This is a genomic window from Pseudarthrobacter siccitolerans (genome assembly GCF_030823375.1).
In the GTDB taxonomy this organism is placed as follows: Bacteria; Actinomycetota; Actinomycetes; order Actinomycetales; family Micrococcaceae; genus Arthrobacter; species Arthrobacter siccitolerans_A.
Window position 1 is genome coordinate 1,774,258 of record NZ_JAUSXB010000001.1, and the last position, 13,811, is coordinate 1,788,068.

Here is a 13,811-nt window from a genome sequence, read left to right on the forward strand (position 1 = left end):
ACTGATAGCTCAACCGCGTGCGCGGCGCCTCCGACGGCGGACCAGCACGGTCAGCACGCCCCCGACCACGATCGCCGCCGCGGCAGCGCCTGCCGCCGGGACGAGTGCGGAGGCCCCGGTGTTGGCCAGATCAGCCGGGGTGCTCACGGCCGGGAGCACGACGACGGCGGGCGGGCTGTCCGCAGGAGGCGGCGGTACGGGCGGGGCCGGGTCAGCCGGGGCCGGCGGCGGAGCAGGGTCCAAGACGAACGATGCGCTGGCCGTTGCCGAGACGAGTCCGTCCAGTGCCTGGGATACGGAAACTGTGTGGATTCCGGCGGCCAGTCCGTCAGGGAAGGGGACCCTCCAGGTTCCGCCCGCTACCAGCTCCAGCGGAACCAGGGCAGGTGCGGCCGATCGTGATCCGGCCGGGCCGCCCGACGTGGGGCTGGAAAGGGGCTTGCCGTCGATCGACACCGTCACTTCGGCCCCCTCGGTGCCGCTGCCGGAAATGGTTTGCGGCAGCTTGTCCTGGCGGAAGTGCTGCCCGTCATCAATGCTTGCAATGACAGGATCTGGAGGCGTTACCTGGACCGTTGCTGTGGCGGCAGGGCTGTTGGCAGTTCCCGGCGAGGACAGTACAGCTTTGACCATCACATTCCCGAAAGCTGCCGGGCCTGCCACGCTCGCCGTCCATTGCCCGTCCAGGCCTACTGTTCCGGAGCCTGCCACATCGCCTGACAGGGACACCGTTGCACCGGGAGCGCCCGTGCCGGAAAGGGCTGTCAACTCCGTCAAGGGCTGGCTGGCAGGCGCGGTGATGGTCGGGGCGGCCAGGGGTGCCGGCGCAACATCCGCCGTCAGCGACGCGGCCCCGGAGCGGCTGGAACCGTTCATCGTTTCAGCCTGGAAGGTCAACTGGCCGGCAGGCCACGGGGCTTTAAAGCTCCAGTAGCCCGCTTCGTAGACGGGCACGTCGAAGGTTTCATAGCCGGGCAGGGTGATGCGGACGGCGGTTCCTGCCGCGGAGGCCGGCTCCGCGGGCACCATCCCGGAGATGGTCTGGCCCGCCTGCACGCTTTCCCCCGGCGCAGGCGAGCCCAGCACCGGCTTATTCAGGAAGACTTCCAACTGATACCCGGGCAACACCTCGAGGGCATCCTGCAAGGTGGCTGCCAGGGCGAAGTTCTGAGCGCCTCCACTTTCCCCGGCGGAATGGATGCCCACTGCGAAGTTCCCGCTGATCCAGGGGCCGCCCGAGTCACCGCCGGCCGATTGGACATCCAGGGACACGAAGCCCCTGATAGCTCTGAGATCCGTGTCGTCTTTTGCGTAGTTAGTCCCCTCAATGAGGTAAATCCCAACCTCGCTGATGGTGCCGCACGACCACCCCGACCGCCAGCCGGAACGGCACACGTCCATGCCGATCACCGGGGCAGCCGCACCGATGATTTTGACGTCCTGGCCCGACGCGGACTTGTCGCCCCAGGTGGTAGCGGCGGGCAGCGGGTCCAGATCCGCACGGAGGGCACCAATGACCGAGACGTCCGTTCCCACGTTCCCGGGGTCGGTGCCATTGTTGGGCCGCAGTACCGGGGAGTTGCCGGGTCCGCCGAATTGACTGAATTCGAAGTTTCCCAGAAACCCTGCCCGCGCTCCTTGAAGTAGCAGGTCAGCGGTCTTGGACGCGCCGTCCTCGCCACAGTGTCCGGCGGTCAGGACCGCTGGCAGGCCCGCCGGGGTGAACGCGGAGAACCCTGTCGAACAAATCCATCCGCTGTCCGCTGCATAGCCCACTCCGCCCGGGACGTCTGCTTCCGGCTTCAGCGGGGTTCCCTGTGCCAGTTCAACGTTGGCGTATCTGGACACGAATTCCGACGGCGACATCTTCCCGGTGCCTGCTTCCGTCACCGATGAAACTGTGGCGGACTTCACCGCCGCGCCTGCTGCTTCCGGCATGTTGACGCCACCGGTCTTGATGACAAACTTGGTACCAGTGCTGACCACCGCCTGCAGGCCCGTGATACCTACGTCGCGCACGTAGGCCTGGAAAAGCTGCTCGGTGCTGGCGGCAAGCTCGGACCCGGGCTCCGGGGATGTGGGTGCTGCTGATTCAGGCGCAGCTGCCGCTTCGAGCTCCAGTGGAAGGCCTGGAGCACCGGCGACGAGCGCGTGCACGGCTGCCTGCAGTCCGGCTCCGAAACCCGACACGATGATCCTGCTGTCTGCCACCCGGATTCCCGTGTAACCGGGGACGGCGCTGAGCTTGGCTGCGGCGGCCTCTGCCCGGACGCTTAGCTCCCCTGCCACGTCGAACTGCTCCGGCGTCAGGCCGAGGTCGCGCTGGACCGCATCCGCGAGACCCGTCGAGGAAATGCCGCCGGAAGCTGCGGGCGTCGGAGGCGCCGCGGCGAGACTTACGGCCGGACCGGCAGCGGGGCTCGTGGCTGGCATGGTTGCCGGAGCTGTACTGTCGTCCCCCGTTGCCCAAGCCGGAACAGCGACATAGGCGGACGCAGCCAGCATCCCCGTGGCAGCGCCCAGCGACAATGCCCGGCGCAGTTCTTCCCTGTTCACCGAACCACCCCAGCTCCACAGAGGGACAGCACTGCATTGATCTCGGCCTCGGCGAGCCCGTTTGCCAGCAGGAACTTCCGGGTATCCAGGCCCCGCACAAACTCCACGACGGCGTCGCCCCGCTCCTCCAGCAGTGGTGCCAGCTCGTGCTCCTCAAGATAGCGCTCGCGGTCATGGGGAGGACCGTGGGTGCGGTAGCGTTCGTTGATTCCGCGGGCTGCCCGCCGGTATCCGTCGGCGATGTCCTGGTCGGAGTCCCCCGCCAGGTCCTGCACCATGGCTGCCACCATGCCGCTGCGGTCCCGGCCGGCGGCGCAGTGCAGCACCACATCGCCGTGGCGGGACGCTGTTGCGAGGGCCTTGAAGACGGCCGCCAGCTTTCCAGGGAAGAGCCGCGCGTTGTCTGCGTAGTAGGCGGGATCGTTGAGGTAGGGGCCGGCAAGTCCGGTGAAGCGCGGATCGCCCGGTTCTTCGGTGGGCGCGGAGACCAGTGAGATGCCGGACCAGGCCGAGTCGGCCACCGACGGGTCGCTGTCCCGGCGCCGCACCTCGGCAACGTTGCGGAGATCGATCACGGTGCGGATGCCGTCGTCGTACGCCTGCCGCCAGCCCGCCTCCGTCAGCCATTCGCGCCGCCCCATGCGGTAAACACCGCCGGAGACATGCCACGCGTTGACAGCACCATCCCAGTCCATGGGCCCGCCCGCACTCTTCATCCGGACAGCTAATCACAGGAGTCACAGGAGTCGCACGTCATCTGCAGGCGCATGTGAAGCAAAAACGAGTACTCAAGGTCAGTGACCGGCGCCGCAGGCAAGCGTACGGTGGCATGTACATGCCTTCTGCCGGCAGTTATGTTCAAAGGAGAACGCCCATGGGAAAAGCATTAGTACGACGGCGGCACTCGGCTTTCGCAGCCGGTCTCGCCACACTTGCGATGGCACTCGGCTTTACGGCCATTCCTGCCGACGCGGCGCCGCGGGAGCAGGTGGATTACGTTGCGCTTGGGGACTCGTATACGGCCGGGACCGGAGCGGGGGCTTTTCCCTCCGCAGGTACCTGCATCCGAACCGCTGGCGGTTATGTGGACGTGGTCGGAAAGACGGGACGGGTTAACCTGGTCGCCAATGCTGCCTGTCACGGCGCGCTCTTGACGCAGTACAGCACTATCCCCCACGACCCCCGGATCCCTAATGCCAACCAGCAGATTGATTCTCTTATTACTTCAAGGGCACTCACCTCCTCCACAGAACTGGTCAGCATTACGGCGGGCGCCAATGATGTAGGAGTCACTGGCGTTCTGGTGACGTGTCTGACGCAATCACCTCAGGCCTGTCTTGCGGCCGTGCAGACTTCTGCCGCAACTTTCCCAAAGATGCAAACTGACCTCGTCACCGTATACCAACGGCTCCGTACTGCCGCTCCGAACGCCGAGATCGTTGTCCTCGGTTACCCGAGGTTGTTCGATCCGGCAATTCCCTTCGAACAAATCGACCCCGCAGTCCTCAACGCGATCAACGCCGCTGTGGACACTTTGAACCGCTCCATTCAGGCTGCCGTTGAAGCTTCAGGGACAGACGCAGTATTTGTTGACGTCACGGACCGTTTTATCGGGCATGAGGTCAATTCCGCAGACCCCTGGATCTTCTTCAGAACTCCAACAGTGAGTTCCAGTGGCTTGGTCTTCGATCCGCGAAACTTCCACCCGAACAAGGCAGGGCACCGGGCTTACGCGTCCGCGCTCCTTGCGGCAGTCAAGCCGGGACAACTCGTTCGCTAAGCCCAGCGACTATCCGCGCCGGGCGAGCCGGTATTCGAGCCCGGCGCGGACCATGGGCCATTCGTGTTCGAGGATGGAGAACACAACGGTGTCGCGGAGGATGCCGTCGCTGGTCCTGGAGTGGTTGCGGAGCACGCCGTCCTGCTTCGCTCCGAGCCGGGCAATGGCCTCACGCGACTGGTGGTTGAGCCAGTGCGTCCGGAACTCCACCGCCGGGCAGCCAAGCACCTCAAACGCATGGCGCAGGAGCAGAAGCTTCGAATCGGGATTCGTTCCTGTCCCCTGCACGGAAGCGGCATTCCAGGTGGAGCCGATCTCCACGCGGGGAGTGCCGGCGTCGACATTCATATAGGTGGTCATCCCGATGATCCTGCCCGGGCCGCCGGTAGCCGGGTCCATCAGCCGGGTGGTGAAGGGCAGCATGGAGCCCTGCTCCTGCAGCGCGAGCCGTCGTTCAATCTCGGCCACCATTCCCTCCGGCGAGGGCACCGAGGTGTACCAGAGGCGCCACAGCTCACCGTCCCTGGCCGCCTCGACCAGGCCGTCGTGGTGCTCCACGGACAGCGGCTCGAGGGTTACATACCGTCCGGTCAGGGTAAGGGGTTTAAGGAAAGCCACTGCACCAGCCTAGGTCCAACCTCCGCAGCCCGTTACGCTGGGCATCGGACCCACGGACAGCAAACGAGGGAGATGACGTGTCAGGACACAACCCGGACCCGGAAGACGACAAGCTGACTGGCCTGGAGCCTGGCGGCGGAGTGCCCCCGGGCGAAACGCCGCCCGGTGAAGCCTCCACCAACACCACCCAGGGCCATGACGAGCACGGCACGAAGAAGGGCACGCAGATCATCGTGATCGCTGCGATCGCGGTGGTGGTCCTGCTGGCGCTGCTCTACTTCGTCGGCTACATCGTGAGCATGCTCGACTAACCCTCTTTCCCGGCTGGGCCAGTGAATCTAGCTGGGCCAGTCAAAAAAGCCCTTGCCGGTTTTGCGCCCCAATTCGCCGCGGGCCACCTTGTCCTTGAGGATCTGCGGCGGCGCGAAGCGTTCACCCAGGGTGGAGTGGAGGTATTCGGCGATGCCCAGCCGGACGTCCAGCCCCACGATGTCAGTTGTTTTCAGCGGCCCCGTGGGGTGCTTGTAACCCAGGACCATGGCAGCGTCGATGTCCTCGGCGGACGCGACGCCCTCCTCCACCATGCGCATCGCCTCCAGGGCGATCGCCACGCCGAGCCTTGAGGACGCGAACCCGGGAGCGTCATTTACGACGACGGCGGTCTTGCCGAGTGCCTCAACCCACCCCTTCGCGGCAGCAGCGAGTCCGGGAGACGTGCGCTTGCCGAGCACCACCTCGATGAGCGTTGACGCCGGAACCGGGTTGAAGAAATGAAGCCCCAGGAAATTTTCCGGCCGCTTCAGTTCACCGGCCAGGCCGTCCACGGACAGGGACGAGGTATTGGACGCCAGGTATGCATCGTCGGCCAGCCGTTCCTCGATCCCGCGCAGTGCCGTCACTTTTAAGTCCCAGTCCTCGGGCACTGCCTCGACCACCAGCTGCCGGTCTTTGAAAGTGTCGTAGTCCACGTCCACTGTCAGCCGGGATACGAGTTCGTCCAGGTTGGCGTCAACGGCGCCGCGCTCAATGCTCTTGGCCGCAGCCGATTCAACCCGCTCCCGGGCAGCCTCTGCGGACTGTTCGTCGCGCTCGATGACCAGTACGTCGGCTCCCTTAACCAGGAAGGCATGGGCGATGCCCGCACCCATGCGCCCGCCGCCCAGAACACCCACGCGCGAAGGCAGGCCAGGTGAAAGCTGCGATTTGCTCATGAATTCTTCTCTCCGGTTTCGGCGTCGGTTTTCATGCCGGTGTTCTTTTCGGCCTTCTTATCTGCGTTCCTGTCGAGGAACTTCTGCATCCGGTGGAACTTGGCCTCGGACTCAAAAAGGATGCCCTGGGCCAGCTGGTCAATGAGCGGATGAGCTTCTGCGGGGGCGTGGAACACCGACTTGGTGATCCGCACCGCCAGCGGGTCCTGCCGGACGATCGGGTCCGCCAGTTCATGCGCCGCGTCCAGCAGCAGTTCCGGCTCGTGGATCCCGGTGATGAGGTTTAGTGCCAAAGCTTCGTCGGCGCCAAGGACTTTGCCGGCCAAAAGGATCTGCTTGGCCACCGGTTCCCCCACCAGTTCCTTAAGCCGCCAGCTCGCACCTGCCGCGGCGAGGATGCCCAGCCCGGTTTCCGGATTTCCGATGCGCACGTTCGGCGTACCGATCCGGAAGTCAGCCGAATAAGCCAGTTCCGCGCCGCCGCCCAGGCAGTACCCGTCCAGGGCCGCAATCACCGGCATGGGCAGCTTGGCGATCCGGACGAAAATCGTGGAATTGATCCCCTGCAGGGCATCATCCCGGCGCCGCTCGCGCAGCTGGGCGATGTCCGCTCCCGAGGCAAACACACCGTCAACCCCTGCGATGATCAGCACCTTCGGGTTCTGCTCCAAAGCCGTGCAGACCACATGGAGTTCATCCACCATCTGCTGGTCGATGGCGTTCCGCACCTCGGGACGGTTGAGCAGCACCACCACACGGTCCGTGCGCTCCTCCACCAACAGCGCATGGAACTTCTCCGCCGCCAAGTCCACAGCCCCCGCCATCAGACCTTCTCCAGCAGCATCGCCGTACCCTGACCCACACCAATGCACATCGTCGCCAGCCCCACCTTGGCGTCCTCACGCTCCATCCGCCCCAGCAGCGTAATGGCGATCCTGGCCCCGCTGGAACCCAGCGGGTGCCCCAAAGCGATGGCGCCGCCGTCGTTATTCACAATGTCCGGTTCCAGGCCCAGCCGGCGGATGCACGCCAGGGACTGCGTGGCAAAGGCCTCGTTGAGTTCGACGGCGTCAAGGTCACCGACGCTGAGGCCGCTCCGCTTCAGGATTTTCTGCGTTGCCGGCACGGGACCGATGCCCATGATTTCCGGCTCGCAGCCGGCCGAGGCGCCATCGATGATCCGCGCCCGCGGCATCAGGCCCAGCCGCTCGATGGCCGCCTCCGAGGCAACGATGATCGCGGAAGCGCCGTCATTGAGGGACGAGGAGTTGCCGGCGGTGACCACGGTCCCGCCGTGCGTTACCGGCTTCAGCCCGGCAAGGACGTCCAGGGTGGTGCCCTCGCGGGGGCCTTCATCGGTGTCCACCACGTGCTCGGACTTGCGGGCCTTGACGGTGACGGGGACGATCTCGTCCTTGAAGCGGCCGGCAGCGATGGCGTCCAAGGCCCGCTGGTGGGAGCGGACGGCGAAGGCGTCGGCGTCCTCGCGGGAAATGCCGTCAACGCGGGCTACTTCCTCCGCGGTTTCCGGCATGGCGTAGGTCATCTTGCCGTCGCGGGCCAGTTCACCCTTGTGGAACCGGGGATTCGTGAAGCGCCAGCCAATGGACGTATCGAAGATCTGGCCCGGCTTGGCGAAAGCCGCGGTGGGCTTCTCCTGGACCCAGGGAGCCCGGCTCATGGATTCAACACCGCCGGCAATCACGATGTCCGCGGCGCCGGCCTTGATCATGTGGCTCGCCTGGATGATGGCGCTCAGACCGGAGGCGCAGAGCCTGTTGACGGTAATGCCCGGGATGTGGAGGGGCAGCCCGGCGAGCAGGGTGGCCATCCGCGCCACGTTCCGGTTTTCCTCCCCGGCCCCGTTGGCATTGCCCAGGATGACTTCGTCGATGCTGTCCGGATCCAGGCCCGCCCGGTGCACCGCTTCCCGGATCACCAGGGCTGCAAGGTCATCAGGGCGGATGGACGACAGCGCGCCGCCGTATTTGCCCACCGGCGTTCGGACCCCGCCAACAAGGAAAGCCTGCGGACCTGCGGTTGCAGCCATGGAAACACCCTTCACGCGATAAACAGCACTGTCATCTGCGGCCGGCAGCTCCCCCACTTACCGACCGTTCGTTCTGTAAATAGTACACGGGAGGAGTCAGCTGTGAATACCAGGGTTTTAGAGGACCGTGACGCCCAGATGCGCTGCCAGCAGGGGCGCCAACAGGCCCAGCTGGAATTCATCGATCACCACGCCGGCCAGGCTGCCGAGTCCGCTGATGCTGCGGAATTCGGTGCCGCGAAGGTCGAAGTCCTTGAGTCTTGCCCCACTGAGGTCCAGCGACCCGACGGTGCAGTTCTTCAACGCCACCCGGGTCCCTGCTGCTGAACCGAGGTCCAGTTCGTTGATGATGCAGTCAGTGATCAGCACATCCGTGAGCTTGGCGCCCCGCAGGTTGAGGAAATCCAGCTTGCCGCCGTCGATGCGCACGGACTGCCAGCCGCTCTCATACAGTTCGGCCGAGCCCAGCCGCGGGTTACGCAGCTCAACGTCCCGCCACGTGGTCCGGGCAGCCCGGAAAACGGGGGAATACAACTCGCCCAGAATGCAGTCGCGAAAGGAAGAGCCGCGGAGCTGGGTGTCGTTGAAGGAGATGCCCTGGAACTCACACTCGGCGAAGTCCGTGCCGGCCAGTTCCAGGCCGTCGGCCTCCACGCGGCTGTACCGGCCGCCGTCGTGCCTTTCCCCGCGCCGGAAACCCTGCTCGGGATCCTCGGCCAGGTCTTCCAGCACAACAGGCGTGACCCTGGGGGCAGCAACTTTAGATGCGGCGGCCTTGGCGGCGCCGCTCCGGCCAGTTGAAGCCGCCACTACGCGAGCAATTCCGCTTTGGCGGCGATCTCCGCGAGGTCCTTGGTGAGGGCCTTGCGGGTGGCGGCCATGCCCATCCGGCCGAACAGCAGCATCAGGATTTTGCTGGCAACAGTGGGCTTGATGACCTCGGCAGCGAACGTGAGGGTGAGGTCCGTGCCGGCGTCCCGCGGGGACAGGCTGAACCGGGTGGTGTAGTCCGCTCCGCCCTGCTCGGCCCTGACGGTGGTGCTGCGGTTCGGCTCAGTCTCGGCCACCCACATCTCCACGGTTTCAGCCCTGCCGAACATCTTCCGGGTCTCCTTCCAGCGCGTCCCCTCGCCATACGGGCCATCGGTGAGGAGTTGAACGGACTCCACTCCGGAAAGGGTGGCCGCCGAGCCGGGGATATCCGTAATGACGGACCAGACTTTTTCCGGTGGCGCCTGGATGTGCTGGGTGAGGCTGGTGCTGTGCTCCATGTTTCGAGCCTAGCCGCGGGCACCGACAATCAACAGGCGGCCCGTCCGCCCGAAACAGAGAAGGCCCGAAATAGTAAGCAAGCTTCGTGTTAGGGTGAAAATGCACTGTTTTTGATCAACGGAAACGAAAGGAGGCCACCACCATGGGCCTCGGAGACAAGATCAGTAACGCAGCAGAAGATCTCGGCGGCAAGGCCAAGGAAGCAACGGGCAACGCGACCGATAACGACCGCCTGAAGGCCGAAGGCCAGGCCGACCAGGTCAAGGCTGACGCCAAGAAGGTGGGCGAAAGCGTCAAGGACGAGTTCAAGCGCGACTAGCCTCTCCTGCGGCAGCCAGGCTTCACCAGGCCGGCTGTAACAGAGCGAAACGGCGGCGGATCCCCACGATCCGCCGCCGTTCTGTTTGTCCAGGGAATCAGTTTCCGGGAGCCATCACCATCCGCTGCGGGTTGGCGTATGCCCCTGCCGGGAGTCATCCGGCATCGTCATTTCGGCCCGCAAACCGAGGAGCCGGATGGGGCGCTCCGGCTCGATTTTCGCCACCAGGTCGAGGGTGCGGGCGAGTACTTCCGCGGGGTCCGATATCTCGGGGATCTTCCTGGCGTACGTCTTGGTGATGAACGGGGCGTAGCGGACCTTGAGCGTCAGCCCCACCACCGGCCGCCCCTCGGCCGCGACATCCTCCAGGACGTGCGCCGCCAACTCCCTGACGGCGTCCTCAATCTGCCCGGATTCCGTCAGATCATGCTGGAAGGTGGTTTCGCGGCTGTGCCCGCGGGCCACCCAGGGCGTGTCATCCACCGTCCGCGAACCGTCGCCCCGCCCCAGCTGCGCATACCAGGGGCCCATCCTCGGCCCGAACTCGGGGACCAGGTCCTCCGGATTGGACCCCGCGAGCCCGGCGACCGTCTTGATGCCGAGCGTGGCAAGGCGGCGGGAAATCTTCGTTCCCACGCCCCACAGCTCGGTGGTGGGCCGGCTCCCCATGACCTCGAGCCAGTTCGCTTCTGTGAGCCGGAAGACGCCGGCGGGTTTGCCGAACGACGTCGCCACCTTTGCCCGGACCAGGGTGTCGCCGATGCCCACACTGCAGTGCAGCCGCGTCTCCTCAAGGACGGCACGCTGCACCTGCCGGGCGTACGCCTCGGGATTATCCGTCTGCACGCCGATAAACGCTTCATCCCAGCCGAGCACCTGGACTGTAGCGCCGGGTTGTGAACGCAGCACCGCCATGACTTTTTCGGACGCTTCCAGGTAGGCCTCGTGGTCCACGGGCAGGATCACAGCCTCGGGCACTTTCCGCGCGGCGATGCGCAGCGGCATTCCGGAGCCCACGCCGAACACCCTGGCTTCGTAGGACGCCGTCGAGACGACGGCCCGCTCGGTGGGATCGCCGCGGCCGCCAACGATCACCGCCTTGCCCGCGAGCTCGGGCCGGCGGAGCACCTCGACGGCGGCGATGAACTGGTCGAGGTCCACATGCAGCACCCAAGATTCGCCTACAAGCCCCGGTTCACTCACAAGCCCCAGTTTGCCCCGGCGCGGCGCCCGGCACCACCGTTTCCACCGCTTTCCGTCAAATTCGCCGGAACGCTGCCTTGACGCTGAACCGTTTCGGCGAACCCGCACGGTTCCAGCGTCCATGGACATTTTCCACATAGCGACGACGGCGCCTGGCCCAAGGCGTTACCCACTCCTGAAGCTGGGTGCATGACAAAACGTTCCGCACCTTTGCCGCAATTGCCGGCCACGGGAAACCTCTGGCGAACCGACCAGCTTCATGCCAAGGGGCTCAACTCCCGGACCATCCGGCATCTGGTCAATCAGGGAAGCCTCGTCCGCTTGCGGTATGGCTGTTACATCCGCGGCTCGGTGTGGGAAAAGCAGTCTGCAAAAGTCCGCAGCCTGCAGTTGATCCATGCCCATGCCCATGGGACACTCACCACCTCAACGGGAAACCTTGTCTACAGCCATACTTCCGCGGCACGCCTTCACCGCCTCTTCCTCTGGGATGTGGATGACCTGATCCATATCCTGCTCCGGGTTCGGCCATCCGGCGAGCGCCTCGGGAAGGATGTCCGCGGCCATACCCGGCCCTATACGGATTCGGAAGTGACAATGATCGGAAACCTCAGGGTGACGACCCTTGAACGGACAGTTGTGGACTGCGGGATGATGCTTGAATACCGCCAGGCACTGATCCTCGTGGACCATGCGCTTAGGTTCGGTGCCAGCCCCGATCTTATGAATGCCATGGCCGGCAACCTGTCAGGCTGCGGTGGAATAAGAACCCTTCGCCCCGCACTGGCCAATGCGGATGCCCGCGCCGAATCGGCCGGAGAAACGCTGACCCGGGAGCTCCTCGCACGGCTAAACCTGCCCATGCCCGAAGCACAGGTGGAGGTCCGGAGCCGCTTGGGCTGGCACCGCTTCGACTTCGCGTGGCGGGAGAAGAAAGTCGCTCTTGAATTCGACGGGAGGATCAAATATTTCAACTACGCACCAACCGCTGAGGTCCTGTACCAGGAGCGGCGCCGGGAGAAAGCACTTACTGAAGAGGGGTGGCTCTTCGTCCGCGTCGAGTGGAAGGATCTGTTCCGCGAACACGAATTCAAGAACCGCATCCTCGCTGCCCTCTCTAACCGTGCCGGCGTCCAAATCGCCGGAACCGTTCCGGGACGCTGAAGCGTTTCAGCGACCAGGCACTGTTCCGGCGATTCAGGTCATCCGGCACGCTGGAACGGGCGGGAGGACGCCAAACGGCGGGCCGCCCCCGAAAGGGTGACCCGCCGTCGTCGGGGTTTCGGCAGGCTCAACCACCCGCCTGCCGCAAGAGGTGCTAGCTGTACAGCTCGCTCTTGGGCTCGTTGTTCTTGACCTTCTGCCAGCCCAGCCACAGGACCACCGCGAAGAACGGGATGGTGGCCAGGGTCCAGAGGCCCAGGTAGAACACCTCGCCGCTCTTGCTGGTCATCGTGTCGAAGCCGATGAGCACCGTGATGGCCAGGAGGCCAATTAGGCCGGCCCAGCTGGTCCACGGCGAACCGGGCATCGGCAGGCTGGAGGTGACACCCTTGCGGTGGCGCAGCACAATCTGGCTGGCGAAGATGGCACCCCAGCAGAAGATGACGCCGATGGAGGCCGAGTTCAGTGCCAGGTCGAACGCGTAGGAACCGCCCAGCCAGATGTTGAGGAGGATGCCCACCAGGTAGAACACCGCGATGGCGAGGATGGCCGCGTACGGAACGTGCCGCTTGGACATCTTCGTGAGCCACTGGGGTGCGTGGCCGTTGTTGGCCATGGTGCGGAACACGCGGCCGATGGAGTACAGGCCGGAGTTGCAGGAGGACAGTGCGGCGGTGATGACGATCATGTTCATCACGTCGCCCACCCAGGCCAGGCCCATCTGGCCAAAGACGGTGACGAACGGTGAGGTGCCCGCCACGTACTGGTCGGACGGCAGCAGCATGGCCAGCAGGGTCACGGAGCCAACGTAGAACACCACGATGCGCAGGACGACGGCGCGCACGGCCTTGGGCACTTCGCGTTCCGGGTCCTGCATCTCCCCGGCGGTGATGCCCACCAGTTCGATGCCGTTGTAGGCAAAGATCACGGCATTGAGGACCAGGACCATCACCAGTGCGCCCTTGGGGAACATGCCGCCCTCACCGGCGAAGAGGTTGGCGACCGACGCATGGCCGTCGCCCACCTGGGCGTTGGTGACCACCATGAAGGTGCCCACTGCCAGGAAGATCAGGATGGCGCCCACCTTGAGGCAGGAGGCCCAGAATTCGAACTCGCCGAACGCCTTGACGCTTAGCAGGTTGACTGCCACCAGCAGCGCCAGTGCGGCGATGGCGGAGGCTTCCACCGGGACGTTGGGGAAGAAGAACTGGAAGTACAGGCCGATCGCGATCAATTCCGCGATGCCGGTCATGCCCCAGTTGATGAAATACATCCAGCCGGAGAGGTAGGCGCCCTTTTTGCCGAACATCTCGCCGGCGTAGCTGACGAATGAGCCGGAGGTCTGGCGGTACATGATGAGTTCGCCCAGCGCCCGCATCAGCAGGTAGGCGATGACGCCGGCAATGGCGTAGGAGAAAATCAGGGCCGGGCCAGTGGAGGCCAGCCGGCCGCCGGCACCCATGAACAGGCCGACGCCGATGGCGCCGCCCATGGCGATCATGGTGACGTGGCGCCGGCCCAGCGTCTTGCTGTAACCCTCGGCGCTGAGGGAGGGGTCGACGGCGGTGGATGGTGCCGCGGGGTTCTGGAGATCTGTGGGGGTACTTTGAGGCACAACGGTTCCTTGTGGGTTGGGGG

Annotated in this window: 14 protein-coding genes; 4 read left to right on the forward strand and 10 right to left on the reverse strand. The window is 65.0% G+C overall.

The features are described 5' to 3' along the window. Window positions 1-9: 9 nt before the first annotated feature. Entirely contained in the window at window positions 10-2,556 is a 2,547-nt protein-coding gene (locus QFZ36_RS08310) for a trypsin-like serine protease (protein WP_306635467.1), read from the reverse strand. Further along, complete coding sequence (locus tag QFZ36_RS08315; protein ID WP_306635469.1) at window positions 2,553-3,251, reverse strand: tyrosine-protein phosphatase; 699 nt, start codon at window positions 3,249-3,251, stop codon at window positions 2,553-2,555. The genes QFZ36_RS08310 and QFZ36_RS08315 overlap by 4 nt, the downstream gene beginning before the upstream one ends. 179 nt (window positions 3,252-3,430) lie before the next feature. Between QFZ36_RS08315 and QFZ36_RS08320 the strand changes: the two genes are divergently transcribed. After that, the gene (locus tag QFZ36_RS08320; RefSeq protein WP_306635471.1) at window positions 3,431-4,336 is read left to right on the forward strand and encodes an SGNH/GDSL hydrolase family protein; all 906 of its coding nucleotides are present in this window, start codon (window positions 3,431-3,433) and stop codon (window positions 4,334-4,336) included. 9 nt (window positions 4,337-4,345) lie between these two features. Here QFZ36_RS08320 and QFZ36_RS08325 read toward each other — a convergent pair whose 3' ends face one another. Further along, window positions 4,346-4,954: a GNAT family N-acetyltransferase gene (locus QFZ36_RS08325; protein WP_306635473.1), complete on the reverse strand. Its 609-nt coding sequence runs from the start codon at window positions 4,952-4,954 to the stop codon at window positions 4,346-4,348. 77 nt (window positions 4,955-5,031) lie between these two features. Here QFZ36_RS08325 and QFZ36_RS08330 point away from each other — a divergent pair, with 77 nt between their 5' ends. Continuing rightward, window positions 5,032-5,265, forward strand: coding sequence for a DUF6480 family protein (locus QFZ36_RS08330; protein WP_306635474.1), 234 nt, complete (start codon window positions 5,032-5,034; stop codon window positions 5,263-5,265). Window positions 5,266-5,292: 27 nt separating this feature from the next. Here QFZ36_RS08330 and QFZ36_RS08335 read toward each other — a convergent pair whose 3' ends face one another. The 5 genes from QFZ36_RS08335 to QFZ36_RS08355 form a co-directional block, all read right to left on the reverse strand. Then, window positions 5,293-6,165: a 3-hydroxyacyl-CoA dehydrogenase family protein gene (locus QFZ36_RS08335; protein ID WP_306635475.1), complete on the reverse strand. Its 873-nt coding sequence runs from the start codon at window positions 6,163-6,165 to the stop codon at window positions 5,293-5,295. Further along, complete coding sequence (locus QFZ36_RS08340; RefSeq protein ID WP_306635477.1) at window positions 6,162-6,989, reverse strand: enoyl-CoA hydratase/isomerase family protein; 828 nt, start codon at window positions 6,987-6,989, stop codon at window positions 6,162-6,164. Before QFZ36_RS08340 ends, QFZ36_RS08335 begins: the two co-directional genes overlap by 4 nt. Next, a complete protein-coding gene (locus tag QFZ36_RS08345) occupies window positions 6,989-8,215 on the reverse strand; it encodes a thiolase family protein (protein ID WP_306635479.1) in 1,227 nt (408 codons plus the stop codon). Before QFZ36_RS08345 ends, QFZ36_RS08340 begins: the two co-directional genes overlap by 1 nt. A 117-nt stretch (window positions 8,216-8,332) precedes the next feature. Then, window positions 8,333-9,025 carry a pentapeptide repeat-containing protein gene (locus tag QFZ36_RS08350; RefSeq protein WP_306635480.1) on the reverse strand — a complete coding sequence of 231 codons (693 nt, stop codon included), beginning with the start codon at window positions 9,023-9,025 and terminating at the stop codon, window positions 8,333-8,335. Continuing rightward, the gene (locus QFZ36_RS08355) at window positions 9,025-9,486 is read right to left on the reverse strand and encodes an SRPBCC family protein (RefSeq protein ID WP_306635482.1); all 462 of its coding nucleotides are present in this window, start codon (window positions 9,484-9,486) and stop codon (window positions 9,025-9,027) included. Before QFZ36_RS08355 ends, QFZ36_RS08350 begins: the two co-directional genes overlap by 1 nt. Window positions 9,487-9,629: 143 nt before the next feature. On the opposite strand from QFZ36_RS08355, the gene QFZ36_RS08360 reads away from it, so the two are divergent. Then, window positions 9,630-9,806, forward strand: coding sequence for a CsbD family protein (locus QFZ36_RS08360; RefSeq protein WP_221386135.1), 177 nt, complete (start codon window positions 9,630-9,632; stop codon window positions 9,804-9,806). Between the two features lie 114 nt (window positions 9,807-9,920). Here the strand turns inward: QFZ36_RS08360 and QFZ36_RS08365 are convergent, their stop codons facing one another. Further along, window positions 9,921-11,009: a DNA polymerase IV gene (locus QFZ36_RS08365; RefSeq protein ID WP_444964480.1), complete on the reverse strand. Its 1,089-nt coding sequence runs from the start codon at window positions 11,007-11,009 to the stop codon at window positions 9,921-9,923. A 189-nt stretch (window positions 11,010-11,198) separates the two neighbouring features. Between QFZ36_RS08365 and QFZ36_RS08370 the strand changes: the two genes are divergently transcribed. Beyond that, window positions 11,199-12,173, forward strand: coding sequence for a hypothetical protein (locus tag QFZ36_RS08370; protein WP_306635484.1), 975 nt, complete (start codon window positions 11,199-11,201; stop codon window positions 12,171-12,173). A gap of 154 nt (window positions 12,174-12,327) precedes the next feature. Here the strand turns inward: QFZ36_RS08370 and QFZ36_RS08375 are convergent, their stop codons facing one another. Beyond that, entirely contained in the window at window positions 12,328-13,788 is a 1,461-nt protein-coding gene (locus tag QFZ36_RS08375; protein ID WP_306635485.1) for an amino acid permease, read from the reverse strand. Window positions 13,789-13,811 lie beyond the last annotated feature (23 nt).

Excerpts from the sequence above, each read along its gene's own strand:
- QFZ36_RS08315 (WP_306635469.1), bottom strand. The coding sequence starts at position 3,251 with ATGGACTGGGATGGTGCTGTCAACGCGTGGCATGTCTCCGGCGGTGTT.
- QFZ36_RS08320 (WP_306635471.1), top strand. The coding sequence starts at position 3,431 with ATGGGAAAAGCATTAGTACGACGGCGGCACTCGGCTTTCGCAGCCGGT.
- QFZ36_RS08335 (WP_306635475.1), bottom strand. The coding sequence starts at position 6,165 with ATGAGCAAATCGCAGCTTTCACCTGGCCTGCCTTCGCGCGTGGGTGTT.
- QFZ36_RS08340 (WP_306635477.1), bottom strand. The coding sequence starts at position 6,989 with ATGGCGGGGGCTGTGGACTTGGCGGCGGAGAAGTTCCATGCGCTGTTG.
- QFZ36_RS08345 (WP_306635479.1), bottom strand. The coding sequence starts at position 8,215 with ATGGCTGCAACCGCAGGTCCGCAGGCTTTCCTTGTTGGCGGGGTCCGA.
- QFZ36_RS08355 (WP_306635482.1), bottom strand. The coding sequence starts at position 9,486 with ATGGAGCACAGCACCAGCCTCACCCAGCACATCCAGGCGCCACCGGAA.
- QFZ36_RS08360 (WP_221386135.1), top strand. The coding sequence starts at position 9,630 with ATGGGCCTCGGAGACAAGATCAGTAACGCAGCAGAAGATCTCGGCGGC.
- QFZ36_RS08370 (WP_306635484.1), top strand. The coding sequence starts at position 11,199 with ATGACAAAACGTTCCGCACCTTTGCCGCAATTGCCGGCCACGGGAAAC.